This window comes from Sorangium sp. So ce834 (assembly GCF_051521425.1).
In the GTDB taxonomy this organism is placed as follows: Bacteria; Myxococcota_A; Polyangia; order Polyangiales; family Polyangiaceae; genus Sorangium; species Sorangium cellulosum_D.
The window spans coordinates 8952993-8971804 of the sequence record NZ_CP150351.1 but is presented as its reverse complement, the minus strand read 5'-3'; the positions used below and the strand labels follow the sequence as shown (position 1 = coordinate 8971804).

Annotated in this window: 13 protein-coding genes; 7 read left to right on the top strand and 6 right to left on the bottom strand. The window is 71.7% G+C overall.

Going from position 1 to position 18812, the window contains the following annotated elements:
• Positions 1 to 2: 2 nt before the first annotated feature.
• Entirely contained in the window at positions 3 to 803 is an 801-nt protein-coding gene (locus tag WMF20_RS32580; RefSeq protein ID WP_437605755.1) for a hypothetical protein, read from the bottom strand.
• A gap of 342 nt (positions 804 to 1145) precedes the next feature.
• Here WMF20_RS32580 and WMF20_RS32575 point away from each other — a divergent pair, with 342 nt between their 5' ends.
• The 4 genes from WMF20_RS32575 (at position 1146) to WMF20_RS32560 (ending at position 7189) form a co-directional block, all read left to right on the top strand.
• On the top strand, positions 1146 to 2006 hold the full coding sequence (locus WMF20_RS32575) for a hypothetical protein (protein WP_437605754.1): 861 nt from the start codon (positions 1146 to 1148) through the stop codon (positions 2004 to 2006).
• 196 nt (positions 2007 to 2202) lie between these two features.
• The gene (locus WMF20_RS32570; protein ID WP_129578010.1) at positions 2203 to 3726 is read left to right on the top strand and encodes a sugar ABC transporter ATP-binding protein; all 1524 of its coding nucleotides are present in this window, start codon (positions 2203 to 2205) and stop codon (positions 3724 to 3726) included.
• Positions 3723 to 4823 carry a sugar ABC transporter permease gene (locus WMF20_RS32565; RefSeq protein ID WP_129578009.1) on the top strand — a complete coding sequence of 367 codons (1101 nt, stop codon included), beginning with the start codon at positions 3723 to 3725 and terminating at the stop codon, positions 4821 to 4823. The genes WMF20_RS32570 and WMF20_RS32565 overlap by 4 nt, the downstream gene beginning before the upstream one ends.
• Positions 4824 to 5014: 191 nt before the next feature.
• A complete protein-coding gene (locus tag WMF20_RS32560; protein ID WP_437605753.1) occupies positions 5015 to 7189 on the top strand; it encodes a catalase in 2175 nt (724 codons plus the stop codon).
• A 193-nt stretch (positions 7190 to 7382) separates the two neighbouring features.
• Here the strand turns inward: WMF20_RS32560 and WMF20_RS32555 are convergent, their stop codons facing one another.
• From WMF20_RS32555 to WMF20_RS32545, 3 genes are all read right to left on the bottom strand, one after another.
• On the bottom strand, positions 7383 to 9308 hold the full coding sequence (locus WMF20_RS32555; protein ID WP_437605752.1) for an ABC-F family ATP-binding cassette domain-containing protein: 1926 nt from the start codon (positions 9306 to 9308) through the stop codon (positions 7383 to 7385).
• 268 nt (positions 9309 to 9576) lie between these two features.
• Positions 9577 to 12849 carry an FG-GAP-like repeat-containing protein gene (locus tag WMF20_RS32550; protein WP_437605751.1) on the bottom strand — a complete coding sequence of 1091 codons (3273 nt, stop codon included), beginning with the start codon at positions 12847 to 12849 and terminating at the stop codon, positions 9577 to 9579.
• Positions 12850 to 13188: 339 nt separating this feature from the next.
• Positions 13189 to 13434 (bottom strand): type II toxin-antitoxin system prevent-host-death family antitoxin, encoded by a 246-nt coding sequence (locus WMF20_RS32545; RefSeq protein ID WP_129578006.1) that lies wholly within the window; start codon positions 13432 to 13434, stop codon positions 13189 to 13191.
• 191 nt (positions 13435 to 13625) lie between these two features.
• Here WMF20_RS32545 and WMF20_RS32540 point away from each other — a divergent pair, with 191 nt between their 5' ends.
• Positions 13626 to 13958, top strand: a complete 333-nt coding sequence (locus tag WMF20_RS32540; RefSeq protein ID WP_437605750.1) for a DUF433 domain-containing protein — start codon at positions 13626 to 13628, stop codon at positions 13956 to 13958.
• A gap of 58 nt (positions 13959 to 14016) precedes the next feature.
• On the opposite strand, the gene WMF20_RS32535 is transcribed toward WMF20_RS32540, so the two are convergent.
• Together WMF20_RS32535 and WMF20_RS32530 are read right to left on the bottom strand one after the other, a co-directional pair.
• Complete coding sequence (locus WMF20_RS32535) at positions 14017 to 14862, bottom strand: ABC transporter ATP-binding protein (RefSeq protein ID WP_437605749.1); 846 nt, start codon at positions 14860 to 14862, stop codon at positions 14017 to 14019.
• A gap of 148 nt (positions 14863 to 15010) precedes the next feature.
• Positions 15011 to 16789 carry an SUMF1/EgtB/PvdO family nonheme iron enzyme gene (locus WMF20_RS32530; RefSeq protein WP_437605748.1) on the bottom strand — a complete coding sequence of 593 codons (1779 nt, stop codon included), beginning with the start codon at positions 16787 to 16789 and terminating at the stop codon, positions 15011 to 15013.
• A 252-nt stretch (positions 16790 to 17041) separates the two neighbouring features.
• Between WMF20_RS32530 and WMF20_RS32525 the strand changes: the two genes are divergently transcribed.
• Both WMF20_RS32525 and WMF20_RS32520 read left to right on the top strand, forming a co-directional pair.
• Positions 17042 to 18001: a GNAT family N-acetyltransferase gene (locus WMF20_RS32525; protein WP_437605747.1), complete on the top strand. Its 960-nt coding sequence runs from the start codon at positions 17042 to 17044 to the stop codon at positions 17999 to 18001.
• Between the two features lie 21 nt (positions 18002 to 18022).
• On the top strand, positions 18023 to 18808 hold the full coding sequence (locus WMF20_RS32520) for an aldo/keto reductase (RefSeq protein WP_437605746.1): 786 nt from the start codon (positions 18023 to 18025) through the stop codon (positions 18806 to 18808).
• The last annotated feature ends 4 nt before the right edge of the window (positions 18809 to 18812 follow it).

Genomic DNA, 18812 nt, shown 5'->3' with positions numbered 1-18812 from the left:
GATCACATCCTTTCACGGCCCGTCCGGCCGGACGGCTGCCCCACCGTCGTCGGGATCTCGCCGACCTCGATCCATTGCCTCAGCCGCCGCAGATCGCCTCTCAGCCGCCGCCTCGGCTCCTCCGCGAGCAGCCTGCCGGCCGCCCGCGCGAGCCACCCCTTCGGCCGCGCGCCGGGCAGGACCGCCCGGATCTCCGTGCCCCGCTCTCCCGGCGCGTCGGCGAACGACACGATCCCCGTCCTCACGTGCTCCCGGCCTCCCATGCCGGACGCCACGATCGTCGAGGCCGCCTCGGCCGCGCCCATCTCCACGCGCGCGATCCGCTGCAGGTACCGCCGCACGCCCTCCGCGTCGCGCAGCGCGCCCAGCACCGCCGCGCGCGCCCTGCTCACCGTGACGCTGCTCGCGATCCGCGGCGCGGGGACCCTAAGCGCCCGCAGCACCGGCGCCGCCGCCTGGACCCCGAGGGCCGGCCGCTCCTCGGACAGGCCGGAGATCCGCTCGTAGGCGCGGTAGGCCGCCGTCTCCACGCGGCTCCAGAGCCGCCTCGCGACTCGGCTCCTCCCCGGCAGCGGCGCGCACGGCTCGCGCTGCCCTGCGGCGAACCCCTGCTCGACGGGCGCGGCCCTCTCCTGCTCTGCGGCCCTCTCCTGCTCTGCGGCCCTCTCCTGCTCTGCGGCCCTCTCCTGCTCTGCGGCCCTCTCCTGCTCTGCGGCCCTCTCCTGCTCTGCCGGCGGCGCGCTCGCGCTCCGCTGCCGGCCCGCGCTCTCTTCCGTCCGCTGCGCCGCGGCGCGCGCTCGCATGACAGCCTTCTTTTTTGCCATCTTTCCCCCTCGAGCCTCGTCCGAGAGCCCGCGAAGGCGCGTTGCAAGCAGGCGGCCACTTGCGATGACCCTGCCGCTCACGTCTCAACGGTGCTCCGAACACGCCACCGCCGTTGCGAGCGGCCCGAGTCGGGAACTCCGGGCGAGCGGCCCCATCGCCGCGCGCGGGATGAAGACGGATTGCAGCGTGGAAAGAAGAAGGTTGCGGTGCCTGAAATTCCGGGTGATACTCCGCGCGCCCGGACGGCGTTCATGACACATGTTGTCCGGACTTAAGGTACGTCCTGATTAGCCTAAGGTAGATTACGGAGACGCGAGCCTATGAAGAATCGAATTTTCCTACGTGGCTTGAACTTGGCGGTCTGTGGTCTGGCGGTCGCGGCGTTCGCGGCGTGCGGCGACGATAGCGACGGCTCCGGCGGCGCCGGCGGCGGCACCAGCGGCACCACCTCTTCGGGCAGCGAGAGCCCGTCGGCCACGAGCACGGGGAGCACGGATCCCACCACCTCGACCACCACGGCCGCCTCGACCACCTCCGCGACCACGGGCGCGGGCGGCGCCCCGCAGAGCATCGAGATGATCGATGACATGGAGGACAAGGACAACGCCATCCTCGCCGCGGGGGGCCGGGTCGGTTACTGGTACACCTTCAATGACGAGACGGCCGGGGCCACGCAGAACCCTCCGCCCGATCCGGAGGGGACCGGCGACAAGCCTTTCACGATGACGGCGCTCGATCCGGCGCGCGGGCAGAGCACGTACGCGGCGCGCTCGTGGGGCTCGGGCTTCACGGGCTGGGGCATCGGGTTCGGCTTCGATCTGAAGAGCGAGGACGGGACGAAGACGCCCTATGACGCCTCGACGTACACCGGAATCACGTTCTGGGCCAAGGTCGGCCCGGGCGCCAGCACGACCGCGAGCGTCCTGATCTCGGACCCGGGCACGGATGCAGTCGGCGGCGTCTGCACGGACGAGTGCGACGCCTGGCAAAAGGCGCTCAGCGGCATCTCCGAGGAGTGGCAGCAGTTCACCATTCCCTTCGCGGACCTGAAGCAGGGCGGCTGGGGCACGCCGGCGGGCACCACCCAGATCGACGCGACGAAGCTCTACTCGATCCAGTTCCAGGTCGGCATGGCGGAGTCGTTCGACATCTACATCGACGACCTCGCCTTCTATAACTGAGCGCCCTCGCGCCGGCCTCCCCCCCGGGCGCCCTCGCGCCCGGGGTCCTTCATTCAGTCTGCGCCTTTCGCGCTCTCAGGCCGCCCGAGCGACCGCCCGGGCGGCGCTGCTCCCGTGCGCGCTGGCAAAATAAGTGCTTGCATCGCGGGCGCGTCCCGGGCAAACGTGGCCGCGCTTCTGCACCTGCGCCAGGACAATGCCCCTCCTCGAGCTCGCATCGATAACGAAGCAGTTCCCCGGCGTGAAAGCCCTCGACGGCGTGTCGTTCGACCTCGAGGAAGGCGAGATTCACGCCCTCTGCGGCGAGAACGGCGCGGGCAAGAGCACCCTCATCAAGATCCTGTGCGGCTACTACCCGGCGGGCACCTACGGCGGGGAGATCCGCTTGAACGGCCGCGTCGTCGAGTTCAGCGGCATGCGCAGCGCCGAGGAGCACCGGATCGCGCTCATCGCGCAGGAGCTCGCGCTCGTCCCCGAGCTCACCGTGGCCGAGAATCTGGTGCTCGGGCGCGAGCCGGTCCGCGGGGGGCTCATCGACTGGGACGCGGTGCGCGCCGACGCGCGGCAGGCGCTCGCGCGCGTGGGGCTCGAGGTCGACCCCGAGCGCCCGATCAAGGACCTTGGCATCGGCCAGCAGCAGATGGTCGAGATCGCGAAGTCGCTGCTCAAGGACGCGAAGATCCTCGTCCTCGACGAGCCCACGGCGGCGCTCACCGACTCCGGCGTGAGGACGCTGCTCGGCCTGCTCCGCGACCTGCGCGCCCGCGGCGTCTCCTGCATCTACATCAGCCATCGTCTCGAGGAGGTCTTCGAGATCGCCGATCGCATCACCGTCCTCCGGGACGGGAAGTCGATCACGACGCAGCCGCGGACCGCGCTCACGCCCGACAAGGTCATCTCGTACATGGTCGGGCGCGAGGTGACGAACCTCTACCCCTGCCCGCCGCCGCCGGAGGGCCCGGTCGCGCTCTCGGTCGATCGCTGGTCGGTCGAGGACGCGGGGCACCCCGGGCGGTTCGTGCTGCGCGACGTCAGCTTCGAGGTGCGCGCCGGCGAGGTGCTGGGCATCGGCGGCCTCATGGGCGCCGGGCGCACCGCGCTCGTCTCGACGATCTTCGGCGCGGCCCAGAGCCGCGTCACCGGCACGATCTCGGTCCGCGGGGGCCCCGTGTCGCCGCCGTTCAAGTCGCCCGCCGAGGCCATCGAGGCGGGCATCGCGCTCGTCAGCGAGGATCGCAAGCGCTACGGCCTCGTGCTCGAGTCGACCCTCCTCGACAACATCACGCTCGCGACGCTGCGGCGGTTCGTGAAGGGGCTCTTCCTCGATCACGCCGAGCGGGAGGCCACGGCGGTCGAGCAGATGAGGGCGCTCAAGACCAAGGCGCCGGGGCCGCTCGCGCTCGCGAACCAGCTCTCGGGCGGCAACCAGCAGAAGATCGTGATCGGCAAATGGCTCATGGCGGGGCCGCGCGTGCTCCTGCTCGACGAGCCGACGCGGGGCATCGACGTCGGGGCGAAGGCCGAGATCTATCAGCTCATCCACAAGCTCGCGTCGGACGGCCTCGCCGTGGTGCTCATCTCCTCCGATCTGCCGGAGCTGCTCGGCATGAGCCACCGCGTGCTGGTCCTCTCTCAGGGCAGGGCCACCGCCTGCCTCGACCGGAACGACGCCACCGCCGAGCGCGTGATGCTTGCAGCAACGAGGAAGGTGACGGAATGAGCGAGGCGAAGCTTCGCGTACGCATCCCCTGGCGTGCCCTCTCGATGGTGGGCTCGCTCATCGCGATCTGGATCGCCTTTTCGATTACCACCGACGGGACGTTCGTGACGCCCCGCAACCTGACGCTGCTCGCGCGGCAGATGTCGGTGACCTCGATCCTGGCCGTCGGCATGGTGATGGTCATCGTCGCGGGGCAGATCGATCTCTCGGTGGGCGCGATGGCCGGCCTGCTCGGCGCGGCGTCGGCGATGATCTACGTGAACCTCGGCTGGCCGCTGCCGGCCGCCTTCCTCCTGCCGCTCGGGCTCGGGGCGCTGCTCGGCTTCATGCAGGGCACGCTCGTGGCGCGGCTGCGCATTCCCCCCTTCATCGTCACGCTCGGCGGGATGCTCATCTTCCAGGGCTCGATCCTCGGCACCACCGGCGGCGTCTCGGTGTCGCCGGCGCGCCCGTACCTGTTCGTCGGCCAGGCGTACGTGCCGCACACGCTCGGCTGGGCGGGCGCGGGCCTCCTCTGCCTCGTGCTGCTGTACAAGGCGGTGCGGGCGACCGGCCCGGCGCGCTTCACGTGGATCGGGCTCGCCGCGTTCGCCATCGCGTTCACCGCGCTGATGAACTCGTACGAGGGCATCCCGTTCCCCGTGCTGCTCGTGCTCCTGCTCGCGACCGTGTTCACGGTGCTGGCGAAGCACACCACGTTCGGGCGGCACCTCTACGCGATCGGCGGCAACCGCGAGGCGGCCTTCTACTCCGGCATCAACATCGATCGTCACCTCATCGCCGTGTTCACGCTGATGGGCGTGATGTGCGGCATCGCGGGCATCGTGCTCACCGCCCGCGTCGGCTCGGCGACCTCGGACGCCGGCCGCATGATGGAGCTCGACGCCATCGCGGCCGCCGTCATCGGGGGCACGTCGCTCCTCGGCGGGCAGGGCACCATCTGGGGCGCGCTGCTCGGCGCGCTGGTCATGGCCTCGCTCGACAACGGCATGAGCCTGATGAACACCGAGAGCTTCTGGCAGCCGATCATCAAGGGCGTCATCCTCATCCTCGCCGTCGGCATCGACATGGCGAGCCGCAAGGGCCGCGGCCACTGAGCCGCGCCGCCCCTGCGGTGCGCAGGGGCGGAGCCCACCGACGCTTCCGCCGGCGTCACCCCCCTTCCGCCCGCGACTCCACCTCTCCGTCGCTCCCCGGCGCGCTCCCCCCCGGTGCGACGCCCGCCCGGCTCTCGCATCCAATCGCCACCTGCGCAGGCGGGCGCCGGCAGGAAGGATGGGGGGGACGCATGGCCGAGCAAGGCGAGAAGGGCGCGAGCCCGGAGAGCAGCGCATACAGCAAGATCGATAGCCTGGAGCCTCACCGGGAGGACCTGACGGGCACGGTGCTCTCGACCGACCAGGGCATCCGGATCGACAGCACCGACGATTCGCTCAAGGCCGGGGCCAGGGGGCCGACGCTCCTTGAGGACTTCCATCTACGCGAGAAGATTACTCATTTCGATCATGAGCGCATCCCCGAGCGCGTCGTGCATGCGCGCGGCTCCGGGGCGCACGGCTACTTCCAAGTCTACGCCTCGATGGCCGAGTACACGAGGGCGGCGTTCCTGCAGGACCCGAGCGTCAGGACGCCGGTCTTCGTGCGGTTCTCCACGGTGGTCGGCTCGCGCGGGTCGGCGGACACGGTCCGCGACGTGCGCGGCTTCGCGACGAAGTTTTACACCAGGGAGGGGAATTTCGACCTCGTCGCCAACAATATCCCGGTCTTCTTCATTCAGGACGGCATCAAGTTTCCGGATGTGATCCACGCGATCAAGCCGGAGCCGGACCGGGAGATCCCGCAGGCCTCGTCCGCGCACGACACGTTCTGGGACTTCATCTCGCTCATGCCGGAGTCGACCCACATGGCCATGTGGGTGCTCTCGGATCGCGCCATCCCGCGGAGCTTCCGCATGATGGAGGGCTTCGGCGTCCACACCTTCCGCCTCGTCGACGCGCAGGGCAAGTCGCGCTTCGTCAAGTTCCACTGGAAGCCGCTCCTCGGCGTGCACTCCCATGTCTGGGACGAGGCGCAGGAGCTCGCCGGCAGGGATCCGGACTACCACCGCCGCGATCTCTGGGACGCCATCGAGCGGGGGGATTACCCCGAGTATGAGCTCGGCGTGCAGATCATCGAGGAAGAGGACGAGTTCGCCTTCGACTTCGATCTGCTCGACGCGACGAAGATCGTCCCCGAGGAGCTCGTGCCGGTGCGCCGCATCGGCAAGCTGACGCTGAACCGCAACCCGGACAACTTCTTCGCCGAGACCGAGCAGGTCGCGTTCCATACGGCCAACGTCGTGCCCGGGATCGACTTCACCGACGATCCTCTGCTCCAGGTCCGGAACTTCTCGTACCTCGACACGCAGCTCCTGCGGCTCGGCGGCCCGAATTTCCCGCAGATCCCCATCAACCGTCCGCTGGCCCCGGTGCACAACCAGAACCGCGACGGCTTCATGCAGCAGCGGATCAAGCAGGGGCGGGCGCACTACATCCCGAACTCGCTCGCCGGCGGCTGTCCGGTGACGGCGTCGTGGGAGACGGGCGCGTTCGTGCACTACGCCGAGCGGGTGCTCGGGCTCAAGCAGCGGGTGCGGAGCGAGAGCTTCAAGGATCACATCACCCAGCCGAGGCTCTTCTGGAACAGCCTCTCGGTGCCCGAGAAGAAGCACCTCATCCGCGCGGCGCGCTTCGAGCTCGGCAACGTGGCGACCCGGGAGGTGCGCGAGCGCATGGTCGCGCGGCTCGGCGAGGTCGACACCGAGCTCGGCCGGCTGGTGGCCGAGGCGATCGGCGTCGCGCCGCCCGCGGGCCAGCCCCACGTGCCTTCGAAGGGCGGCAAGGCCGCGGGCAAGCGCTCGGTGGACGCCTCGCCGGCGCTCAGCATGGAGAACACGGTGAAGGACACGGTGAAGAGCCGGCTCGTCGCCCTGCTCGTGGCCGACGGGTTCGCCGTCGCCGAGCTCGCGGCGGTGAGAGCGGCGCTCGAGGCGGCCGGCGCGCACGCGCAGGTGGTGTCGACGCGGCTCGGGCTGATCGCCGGCGACGACGGCAGCGCCGTGGAGGCGGACCGGTCGCTGCTCACGGCGAAATCCGTCATGTTCGATGCGGTCTATATCCCCGGCGGGCGCGCCAGCGTCACGGCGCTCGCGGCCCTCGGGGAGGCGGTGCATTTCGTCAACGAGGCGTTCAAGCACTGCAAGGCGATCGGGGCGACGGGCGATGCGGTCGATCTCCTCGTGGCGACGGACATCCAGGGCGTCGCGCTGGCCGACGTCCAGGCCGGGGCGCCGCTCCTGTCCGACAAGGGCGTGGTCACCCTGCGCGACCCCGCCGGCCTCGCCCCGTTCACCCACGAGCTCCTCCGCGCGATCGCGCAGCACCGCCACTGGGACCGCGAGGACGTCGCGCAGATCCCCGCATGACGAGCGGCTAAACAAACATCGGTAGGCCCCGGTGGAGGGAGGGCGCGGCGCCGCGCGGCGTGGGGGATGGGCCGATGTCTGAGCCTGAGATGATGTTCCTCCGGCTCCGCCGGAGGAGCATCATCTCAGGCGAGTTCGGCGGGGCCCCCACGCCGCGCGGCGCCGCGCCCTCCCTCCACCGGGGCCGGTGCCATCACTGGACCGCCCCCATCTCCGCGATCTCCTGCTCCAGCTGCTCCCATTCGGCCATGAGCGCGTCGATGCGCGGCCCGAGCGCCTCTTCCTCGGCCTGGAGCGCCGCGATCTCCGCCTTCCCCGTGCGCTCGAAGAACCCGTCGCTGCAATAGAGGTCGTGGATCGCCTTCTTCCGCGCCTCCGCCGCCTCGATGGCCGCGAGCACCTTGTCGCGCCGCGCGGGCAGCTCCTTCTGCCGGTTGCGCCGCCGCTTCTGCTCCTCCCACGAGCCGCCCGCCTCCGGCGCGGCCGCCGCCTTCTGGTGCTCGCGCTTCGCCTTGAGCACCACCGTGTCGGCGTCGAGGTGATCGTCGCCGCAGCCGGCCAGGTACTCCTCGTAGGTGCCGGGGAAATCGCGCGGCCCGCTCGGCGTGACCTCGAGGATGCGCGTCGCCAGCTCGGACACGAAGAACCGATCGTGCGACACGAAGAGCACCGTCCCCTCGAACGCCTTGAGCCCCTCGACGAGCCCGTGGATCGCCTCGAGATCGAGGTGGTTGGTCGGCTCGTCCAGGACGAGCACGTTGGGCCGCTCGACGATGATCCGGCAGAAGATGAGCCGCGCCGCCTCGCCGCCCGAGAGCGAGCCGACGCTCTTCTCCACGTCGTCGCCCGAGAACAGCGCCTTGCCGAGCTGGCCGCGGACGTAGCTCGGCGACTCGTCGGGGCACGCCTCCCACAGGAAGGAGAGGGGCGTCATCGACCCGTCGACGAGCAGCTCGCGGTGATCCTGCGCGAAGTACCCGACGCGCACCTCGTGCCCCCACGACGCGCCCCCGGCGTCGGCCGCGAGGCGCCCCACGAGGATCTTGAGCAGCGTCGACTTGCCGAGCCCGTTCGGCCCGATCACCGCGACCCGCTCGCCCCGCCGCACCGACAGCGACACGTCGCGCAGCACCTGCTTGTCGCCGTACGACTTCGAGATGCCTCGCGCCTCGAGCACGTCGCGCCCGCTCGGCCTCTGGATCGCGAACCGGAACACCGGCGTGCGCCGCGACGTGTCGGCGAGCTCCTCGACCTCGATCTTCTCGATCTGCTTGAGCCGGCTCTGCGCCTGGCGCGCCTTGGTCGCCTTGGCGCCGAACCGCTCCACGAACGCGCGCTTGTCCGCGATGATCTTCTCGGCGCGCGCGATCTCGGCCTGCTTGCGCTCGCGGATCGCCTGCTTCTCGACGACGAACGCGGCGTAGTTGCCCGTGTAGAGCGTGATGGTCTCGTAGTCGACGTCGAGGATGTGCGTCGCGACGTTGTCGAGGAAGCGCTGGTCGTGCGAGATGACGACGGCGCACCCCTTGTAGCCGGCGAGGAACTTCTCGAGCCACCGGATCGACAGGATGTCGAGGTGGTTCGTGGGCTCGTCGAGCAGGAGCACGTCCGAGCCGCCGAGGAGCACCTGCGCGAGCAGCACGCGCAGCTTGAAGCCGCCCGACAGCGTCGAGAGCGGCCTCCTGTGGGCCTCCACGGGGATGCCGAGCCCCTCCAGGACGGCGCTCGCGCGCGCCTCCAGCGTGTAGCCGTCGTGGGCGCGGATGCGGTCCTCGAGGTCGGCGACCCGGCCGGCGTCGCCGCCCTCCTCCGCGAGGCGGCGCGACTCGACGAGCGCGTCCCAGACGACGCGATCGCCCATCATCGCGAGATCCAGGATGATCTGGTCGTCGCTGAGGAACCGGTCCTGCCGGAGCACGCCCACGCGGGCGTCCTTCGGGAAGCTGACGTTCCCCTCGGTCGCGGGCTCGTCGCCGGCCACGATCTTGAGGAAGGTGGTCTTCCCCGAGCCGTTGGCGCCCACGAGGCCGTAGCGGGACCCCGCGTTCAGCTTGAGCGAGACGCCCTCGAAGAGGGTCCGATCACCGAAGGATTTCGCGAGGTTGGACGTTCCGAGCATGGCGGTTGGGGCTTGGGTCGATCGGCGTGGCGCGTGGCGCGCGGCGCCTGGCGCGCCGCGCGCGGCGAGGAGAGCGGCGCGCCGCGCCGCGCGCGGCCGGGTGCGGCGCGGCGGGGGCCACAGGCATAGCACTGCGCCCCGGGGGAGCGGGCGGTTCGTGCGCCGCCGCGGGCGCCTCAGGGGCGCGGCGGGCGCCCGGCCGCCGCGGGGGCGGCGCGGCGCGCGCCCTGCCGCTGGCGGCGGGCCCCAGCGGCAGGGCGCCGGCGGGTCAATCGACGTGCTCGCACACCACCTTGTCCGAGGCGGCGTCCTTGTTGTTCCCGTCGTTGCACTCGTCGATCGCGCCGTCCGGGTCGACCACGCCGTAGATCAGGATCGACAGGTTCCACGGGAACTTGTCGATGGTGGCGACGAGGTTCACGCTCTGCCCCGGCGCGATCGGCCCCGGGACGACCTCCTCGTGGAGCACCGACCCGCCCTGGCCGGGGTCGCCGGCGTAGTACCGGACCCGCACGTCGCTGGCCGGCGCCGAGCCGGCGTTCCTGACGACCGTCGGGACGTCGACCTGCTGCGCGTTGCACTTCGCGTCGGTCACCCGGCCGATCTCGATCTGGAGGTCCGGCAGCGCGTCGCCCTCGTCCACGACCGCGATCTCCTCGTTGTTGTCCTCGTTGCACTCGCGCTCGGTGGCGCCCTCGTCGACGACCGCGCGCAGCCGGGCGGGCAGCGTCCCCTGCGGGTTGTTCGCGGCGCTGTAGCTCACCGTGAGGAGCAGCGAGCTGTGCGGCTCGATGCTGCTCTGGAGGACCGCCTGCAGCGGCGCGCCGGCCTCGTCGAGGAGCGCCTCGTCGACGTCCGGGGTGTCCCACTCGCCGTAGAAGCTGATGACGACGCCGGGGCCGACGCGGAGGTCGCCGAGGTTGTCGACGCGCACCGTGATCTCGACGTTGTCGGTGAGCTCGCCGCAGGCCGCGTCGGGCGACGAGATCTGGATGCCGCTGAGCGCGAGGTCCGGCGCGATGCCGTACGACCGCGGGTTCGAGCGGTAGGTGTTGTAGACGCGGCCGCTGTACGCCTTCCAGCTCTCGGGCTCCCGCACGGGGATGCGGCCGCTCTCGAGCACGTTCGTCACGTGGTAGCTGTGCTGGTTCCAGATGCGGCGGGCCGAGACCCAGAGGTCGTTGGGATCGCCCCAGACCTCGAGGCCGTTGTTGTAATCGACGCCCTCGCGGCAGTTGTTGGACTCGTTCGAGGTGGCGAACACGATCTCGGCGTTGCCGTCGTTGTCGACGTCGGCCACGACCGGGTACTCGGTCCGGGTGCGGCTCGGGGAGTGCTCCTTGGACAGGACGTTCCCGGTCACGCCGTCGTAGATGCGGAAATAGCACTCGTCGTTGTAGATGACCTCGGCGGCGCCGTCGCCGTTGAAGTCGAACACGCTCGACCCGGTGGCGCGGCTGGAGTTGTCCTCGATGACGCGCTGCCAGCTGTTGTGGTAGCAGACGCAGGTGCCCCGCTGGGTGTTGCAGGTCGCCGCGCCGGTGGCGCTGCAGTCCTCGTCGGTGGTGCACGCCTTCCCGTTCGGGGAGCGCGCGGGGTTGGCTGTGCCCGAGCCGTTGTCGTTGAGCGGGTTGGTCCACGCCGGGCACTCCGCGGTCGGCTCCTGGAGGTCGAGCATCACGTAGCGCCCGCCGAACGCCGTGCCGACCTCGGGGAAGCCGTCGCCGTCGAAGTCGTCCACGTTCGGCGCCCCGCCGTCGTACTGGGCGCCCTCGCCCATCACCGTTCGGCGCTTGATGGTGCCGTCCTGCCCGTTGAGCACGAAGAAGTACCCGTTGTTGAACAGGATCACCTCCGGCTTCTGGTCGAGCGGGTTGTTCGGTCCGGGGGCGGCGCTCTGATCGGCCCCGAGGATGTCGGCCACGGCGCAGAACCCGTCGCGGTGGGCGTCCGGAATCTGGTTATCGTCGTCGCCCCTGCCGTTGACCGTCTGCCCGTCCCAGACCACGAGGAGCTCCCCCTTGCAGAAGGCCGTCGCCTCTGGGTCGTCGTAGGACGGCGCGCACTCGGCCCTGCTCTTCACGCCGGTCGGCGGGCGGGGCAGCGCGTAGGCGGTGCTGCCCGCGACGATCTCCAGCCGGTGGTCGTCCTTGAGGTTCGCGATGCACGTGATGGGCCCGAGCCGGTTGGGGTTGTTCGTGGTCGTCGGATCCCCCTGAATTCCTTTCATCAGGCCAACGCCGCCCTTGAAGCGGTCGAGGATCGCGAGCTCGCGCGTCATCGCGTCGTAGCGCAGCGTGAACACGTACTGGCCGACCACGATCTCCGGGAGCCCCGCTCCGTCGATGTTGGCGATCGCCGGCGCCGGCTCGTTGTAACCGTCCGCTTCGGCCCAGAGGCCGTTCTCGAGGTACCGGGTCTCGCCCGTGTTGCTGAAGATCTGGAGCCCTCGCGACTCGGTGATCGCGACGATCTCCGGGACGCCGTCGCCGTCGAGATCGCCGACGGCGAGCTGGGCGGTCGGCAGCAGCGTCGCGTTGCTGCAGGTGTAGGCGGCATTGATGGCGTCGCCTTCGTGCCACACCTGCGCGCCGAGCACCGCGAAGTAGTCGCGCCCCTTGTTGGGGCCGCCGCCGTGGATCGCGCGGAGGACCCCGCTATTTTGGTACGTCGAGCCGCAGAACGTGGTGAAGATGATCTCGGGGAAATCGAGCTCGTTGATGAGCCCGTCGCCGTTGTCGTCGTCGAGGTTGGCGACGAGCGGCGTCATGACGTTCTGCGCCGAGTTGGGGAACGGGCTGCCGACGGCGCTCGCGTTGGCGCGGTTCACCCCTCCCCACTGGATCTCGATCTGCGGCAGGACGCGCTCGAACGGCACCGGGTCGAGGAGGCACGTGGGCGCGGCGCCGGTGCCGGTGCAGGAGCCGACCTCGCAGGAGGCGAAGGTGGGGCAGTCCCAGTCGTCCTCGCACGGGCAGCTCGCGTTCCCTGCGCCGCTGTCGGTGCACGTGCTCTCGAAGTAGGCCTCTCCGCCGCACGTGAAGAGCTCGCGCGTGGTGCTGCCGTTCGAGACGCAGACGAGGAGGCTCTCGCCGTCGCACGTCCGTTCGCCGGCGGTGCAGGCGTCGTCGACGCAGATCGTGCCGTTACAGTACTGGTTGAAGGGGCACTGGAGGTCGCTCTGGCAGCTGATATCGACGCAGGTGGCGCCCCCTTCCGGGGTCATCTGGCATCGCTCGGTCGGGTCGCAGCTGAGGTCTTCGCAGGTGTTGTTGACGCAGGTGCCTTGTCCGTCCTCGACCTCGCAGTGCTGATCGGGCCGGCACCTCACGTCTTCACAGCCGCTCTCGACGCCGCCCGCGCCGCCGCTGCCGGTGGTGGTCCCGACGAACCCGGTGCCTTCGCTCGTGCTGGCGCCCCCGCCGCCGCCCCCGCCGCCCTCGCCGGGGTGGTTCACGATCTCGGGGTTGCTGCAGGCCGCTGCTGCGAACAGGAACCAAGGAAGCGCGAGGGGAATTATCCGCCGGGGGCACGTGGGCATGAGGCGATTGTACGGGCGCGCTGTCGCCATGGAAGCGCGTTCGCGCGCGGCTTCGTGCGCCGAGTGGGAGCTCTGCCCACGGTGGGCGTCGCCCGCGGCGGAGGTCCGGTGCGCAGGGGAGGGCGCCGCGGGGGCCGTGCGGGACGGCCGCGGGGAGAGGACGGGCTCAGCGGGGGCGCAGCCCCGGCGGGTCGATCGGGCAGCAACAGCGGTGCTGCTCCATCACGACCCGGCCCACAGCAACGTGGCGCTGTACCGGGTGAGCAGCTCGTCCACCGTGACGAGCGCTGCGCCCTCGCAGAGCGCCTGTGCCACGAGGATGCGATCGAACGGGTCTCTTCAACGCTCGCCATCTCCCTCGAAGGCGCGCAGCATGTCCTCCGGCAAGGGCGCGTCGAAGTCTTCCGGGACGTCGAACAGGCCTCGGAGCGCTCCGAGCTTGCGCGCCGGCGGCGTGCCCCTGCGCGGGGCCGGCTCCTCCTCAAGGATGATCACCTCGACGTTCTTGCCCACGAGGGCCGAGAGCTCCGGGATGTGGAGCGTATCCGAGGTGACCTGGGTGTGAATGCGGATCGCGTTGGCCATGGTCAACCGGCGGGAGTGTAGCGCGGGGCCAGGCGTCCCGCACCGCGGGGGCCGTGCGGGACGGCCGCGGGGAGAGGACCGGCTCTGCCGGGAACTCCGTCCGTCGCCGCTCGAGGCCGGGCGGTAAGGTGCGCGAGGCGCGGCTTCGCGCCGGGCTTCCTTCGCGAAGGGGTTCCTCCTACGCTCCGCGCATGACGGTGACCCGCGAGGATCTCGAGCACGAGCTCGCGCGGCTCAGCGACGCCGAGAAGGCGCAGCTCGCACGCGCGCTCTTCCCCGCCATCACGCGCGCGTTCGCGGGCGTCGAGAAGAGGCCGGGCGTCTGCGGTGGAGACGCCTGCATCGTGCGCACCCGCATCCCCGTGTGGACGCTCGAACGCTACCGCCGCCTCGGCTGGAGCGAGGCCCGCATCCTCGACAACTTCCCGACCCTCCGCGCCGCGGATCTGGTGAATGCCTGGTCTTACGCCGACGCGCATCCCGAGGAAATCGAGAGATCGATTCAAGAGAACGAGGACGCCTGACGGATGGCGTTTTACGCAAACGAGAATGAAGGGCTGCGCTCGCCCCCCGCTCCGCCCCTCACGCCCCGCCGCTCTCGAGCGCCTCCTGCAGCGCGCGCACCTCGCGCGCGAACGCCGGCTCGGTGCGCAGCGCGGCGGTCCGCTCCGCCGGCAGCGCCAGCGTGCGGTCGGCGACGATGCGCGCCGGGCGCGGGGACAGCACGACGGCGCGCTCGGCGAGGTAAGCGGCCTCGGTGATCGAGTGGGTCACGAAGAGCACCGTCATGCCGAGCTCGGCCCACAGCGCGCGGAGCTGATCGTCGAGCCGGCTCCGGGTGAGCTCGTCGAGCGCGGCGAACGGCTCGTCGAGCAGCAGCAGCCGGGGCCGCGTGACCATCGCGCGGGCCAGCGACACGCGCATGCGCATGCCGCCGGAGAGCTCGGCCGGGTACCGCGCGCCCGCGTCGGCGAGGCCGACCTGGAGCAGCGCGGCCCGCGCGGCGGCGCGGCGCTCCTCGGGCGGCGCGCCGGCGAGCTCGAGCGGCAGGGCGGCGTTCTCGAGGACGCTCCGCCAGGGCAAAAGGTGCGCGTCCTGAAAGACGTACGCGATGGGCGCGCGCGCGCCGCCCGCGCCGCCCGCGCCGCCCGCGCCGCCCGGCCCCTCCTCGGCCTCCACGACGGCCGTGCCGGCGTCGGCGCGGTCCAGCCCGGCGACGAGGCGCAGCAAGGTGGATTTGCCGCACCCCGAGGGCCCGAGCAGCGCGACGAAGGCGCCCGGCGCGATGTCGAGGTCGAGGCCGTCGAGCGCGACCACGTTGGAGCCGCTGCCCCGGAGCGCGCGGCCGGCGTCGTCGAGCACTGGGAAGACGCGCCGGATGCCGGTCAGCCGCACGCGGACCCCGCCGCTCGCCATCGCGTTCTTCATCTGCGCCCGCCGTTCTATCCGCGCCGCCGCCGGTTGGCCAGGCGCTCGTGAGCGCCTCGCGGCCGCGGAGAGCCGCCGCGCCGGCGCTCGTGAGCCTCCGCGCCGCGCGGAGAGCCGCCGCCCAGCGCGGAGGCGCCGCGCCCGCCGGTCAGCTCGACGAGGCCGTGCGCACGCAGCGGAAGCCGCCGCCGGCGAAGCGGTAATGCGCCTCGAAGCTCGTGCGCGCCCAGGTGCGGAGCGACTGCGCGCCGTACATCCACGAGCCGCCGCGCATCACGAGCAGCGGCTTGTCCGGAGGCCGCGTGTTGCGCGGGTTGTGCGAGGGGCCGTCCGCGTAGAAGTGCGCGTCGTCGTAATCCTCGCACCACTCCCACACGTTACCGGCGAGGTCGAGGATGCCGTAGGGCGAGGCGCCCGCCGGCAGCGCGCCGACGGGCACCGTCCCGCCCTCGCGGTTGTCGTAGTTCGCGCGCGACGGCCCCGGCTCGGCGCGCCCCCACGGGTACTTGCGGCCGTCGGTGCCGCGCGCGGCCTTCTCCCACTCCGCCTCGGTCGGCAGGCGCTTGCCGGCCCAGTTGGCGTAAGCCCGCGCGTCGTCCCACGACACGTACACCACGGGGTGCTCCTCGAGCCCCGGCGGGATCTCGCCGCGCCGGAAATGGGAGAGGAACCGGCTCGCGTCGGCGTCGTCGGGGCGATACCCGGTCACGTCGACGAACGCCTTGAACTGCCGGTTCGTGACCGGCGTGCGATCCATGTAGAACGCGTCGACATGGACCTTCCTGCGCTGCTGCCCGCTCAGGAACGGCCCGCCGGGGACGAGGATCATCTGCTCGCCGGTCTTCTCGCGGACCGTCGGCGCGAGCTCGCGCCCGTCGGACGACGGCCGCGACGGGGCGGGCGAGAACTCCGCGAGCGCCTCGTCGAGCCGCGCCCGGAACTCCGCGCACGACGCCGGCCGCCCGGCCGGATCCTTCGCGAGCGCGTCGAGGATGAGCCGGTCGAGCGCCGGCGGGATGTCGGGCCGGAGCGACGACGGGGGCGCCGGCGGATCGGCCACGTGGGCCATCATCACGGCGAAGTGGTTGGGGCTGTCGAACGGCACCTGCCCCGTCGACAGCTTGTAGAGCGTCACGCCGAGAGAGTAGATGTCCGAGCGCGGGTCCGCGGCGTGGGGGCTCTTCACCTGCTCGGGCGACATGTAACAGCAGGTCCCGAGGAACGCGCCGCTCAGCGTGTACGTCGTCCCCTCGAGGATCTTGGCGATGCCGAAGTCGACGATCTTGGGCATCAGGCCGTCTTTGCCGGCCGTGACCAGGATGTTGTCGGGCTTGAGGTCGCGGTGGATGATGCCCATCCGGTGCCCCTCGTCCATCGCGTCGAGGACCCCGCCGAACAGCGCGCGGATCTCCTGGAACGGGATGCGCCCGCGCCACCGCTCGAGGTGCCGCACCAGGGTCGACCCCTCGACGTACTCCATCACGATCGCGAGCAGGTGCTCGCGCTCCACGAAGTCGTAGACGGCCACGACGTTGTCGTGGTTCCAGGCGCGGAGCACCCGCGCTTCCCGGGCGAAGCGCCGCCGGATCTCCGGGTTGCCGGAGAGGTTCGAGTGCAGGCATTTGACCGCCACGACGCGCTCGCGCGCCCGGTCGTGGGCCCGGTAGACGACGCCCATGCCGCCCTCGCCGAGCGTCGACTCGATGCGGTAGACGCTGATCTCCGTCCCGGGCAGGAGCCGCACCGGCGGCAGTGGCAGCGAGGGGGGCGAGAGCCCTCCGGCGCCGAGCTGCGTGGCGGGGAACGCCGTCGCGGCGAAGCCGGGGTCGAGGGCGGCGACGGGGTGGCCGCACGAGGGGCAGAAGCGGGCGTTCTCCGGGAGCGGAGAGCTGCAGCCGGCGCACCGGGAAGAGGTGTCCTGGCCCATCGGTCGCGGGGAGTCTCGCACAGGTCGAGGCCGTCGTGGGCGGCGAATGTGTGGCGCGTCGGCCCGCGTCGGCAGCGGCTCAGTCCGCGCGGCGGCGCGGGATTCCTGCGCTTCGCGGACGGCGCGGACGGCGCGGCGGCGCGGCGGCGCGGCGGCGCGGCGGCGCGGCGGCGCGCCGGGGCGGTGGTGTGCCGCGCTGTCGGTCTCGGAGCGCCGCTCCGGGAGGGCCGCGCGGCGTGGTAGCGTCGCGCGGTGGGCGCTCCTCAGGACGGCGACGTCGACGGGCGGATGCGCGCGATCCACGCGGCGCTCGTCGCGGGCGGAGCGATCGCGCCGCTCGCCCTGGAGGACGCCGAGACGCGCGCGTGGATGGATTGCGAGCTCGCGTCGCTCGTCGAGAACCGCTTCTTCGCGCGCGTCGATCCGGCGGCGCGCGGCGCCGAGCTGCGCGCCGTGTGGGAGCCGAGGGCGGCGCGCGACGGCGCGCAGCTCGGCACGCCGCACGCGGGCGCGCGCTACGCGGTCCCGTACTGGCTCGCGCGGGGCGGCCGCCGGGTCGGCACCGTCGCGCTGTCGACGGGCGCCCGCGGCGAGCCGCTGCTCGAGGTCTCGAGCCTCTACGTGCTGCCCGCCCACCGCGGCCGCGGCGTCGCGGGCGCCCTGCTGCGCGGCGCGGACGGCGTCGCGCGGGCCCACGGCGTGCCCGGCCTGCGGCTGCAGACCCCGTGGTCGTGGCAGCCCGCCGTGCGCTTCTATCTCGGCCTGCGCATGTGGGTCGCCGGCTGGTCGGACGCGCTCACGTTCGTCGTTCGCGCCGGGCTGCCCGCGCACGACATCGCGATCGGCGAGCGCGAGGCCGCGTTCGGGGTCGTGGTCGACGGCCGGACGGAGCACCTCATCCGCGCCACGCGCGAGGGCGATCGGCTCGGATGGGTGGAGTCGCCCCGGATGGAGGCCTATCGCGCCGACGGCTCCGACGTGGGGTGTCTCGGCCCGGGGACGTTCGCCGTCGCCCTGGCGACGCGCGGCTACCCGCTCGTCCGCTCCGAGGCCCGCTGGCGGGAGCGCCACCGCGCCTCCGGCTGCGGGGAGCCCGAGGGGCTCGCGCACAAGATCGAGCTCTTCGAGGCGGTCGATCGCAGCTTTGGCTTCGACGTCCGCACGCCGCGCATTCCGGGCCTCCGATACCGGGAGTACGACGACATCGACTGAGGTGGTGTAAGCTGCCGGCGCATGGACGACTGGCTCCACCGCGCGCCGACCGCGTTCCGCGGCAAGCGCCTCTTCCGGCTCGGCCTCGCGGCGAACTACGGCATCGACGAGGATGGCGTGCGCGCGGCGATGGATCGCGGCGTCAACCTCTTCCTCTGGACGATGCGCGCGCGCGGGCTCGGCAACCCGCTGCGCGAGGCGCTGAAGCGGCGGCGCGACAAGGTGGCGGTGGTCGGCTACGCGCAGGTCGGCTGGTTCGGCTGGGGCGTGCGCCGCGGGGCCGAGAAGCTCCTGCGCGAGCTCGGGACCGATCACCTCGACGTGTACCTGCTCAGCTGGCTCGGCGTCGGCTCCGCGTGGACGGGCGCGACCGAGCGCGAGCTCGTGCACCTGCGCGAGAGCGGCAAGGTGGGCGCGCTCGGGGTGAGCATCCACGACCGCCCGCGGGCGGGGAGCTTAGCGGCGTCGTCGCCGCTCGATCTCTTGATGATCCGCTACAACGCCGCGCATCCCGGGGCGGAGCGGGACATCTTCCCGCACGTGCGCGACGCGCGGCCGAGCGTCCTCGCCTACACGGCGACGGCGTGGCGGCGCCTCTTGAAGAGGCCGAAGGGCTGGTCGGGTCCGGCGATGACGGCGGGCGACTGCTATCGATTCCAGCTCTCCAGCCCGCACGTGGACGTCGCGCTGACCGGCCCGAGGAGCCGCGCCGAGGTGGAGGAGAACCTCGACGCGCTCGCGAAGGGCCCGCTCACCGCGGACGAGGACGCGTGGATGCGCGAGTTCGGCCGGGCGGTGCACGGGTGAGCGG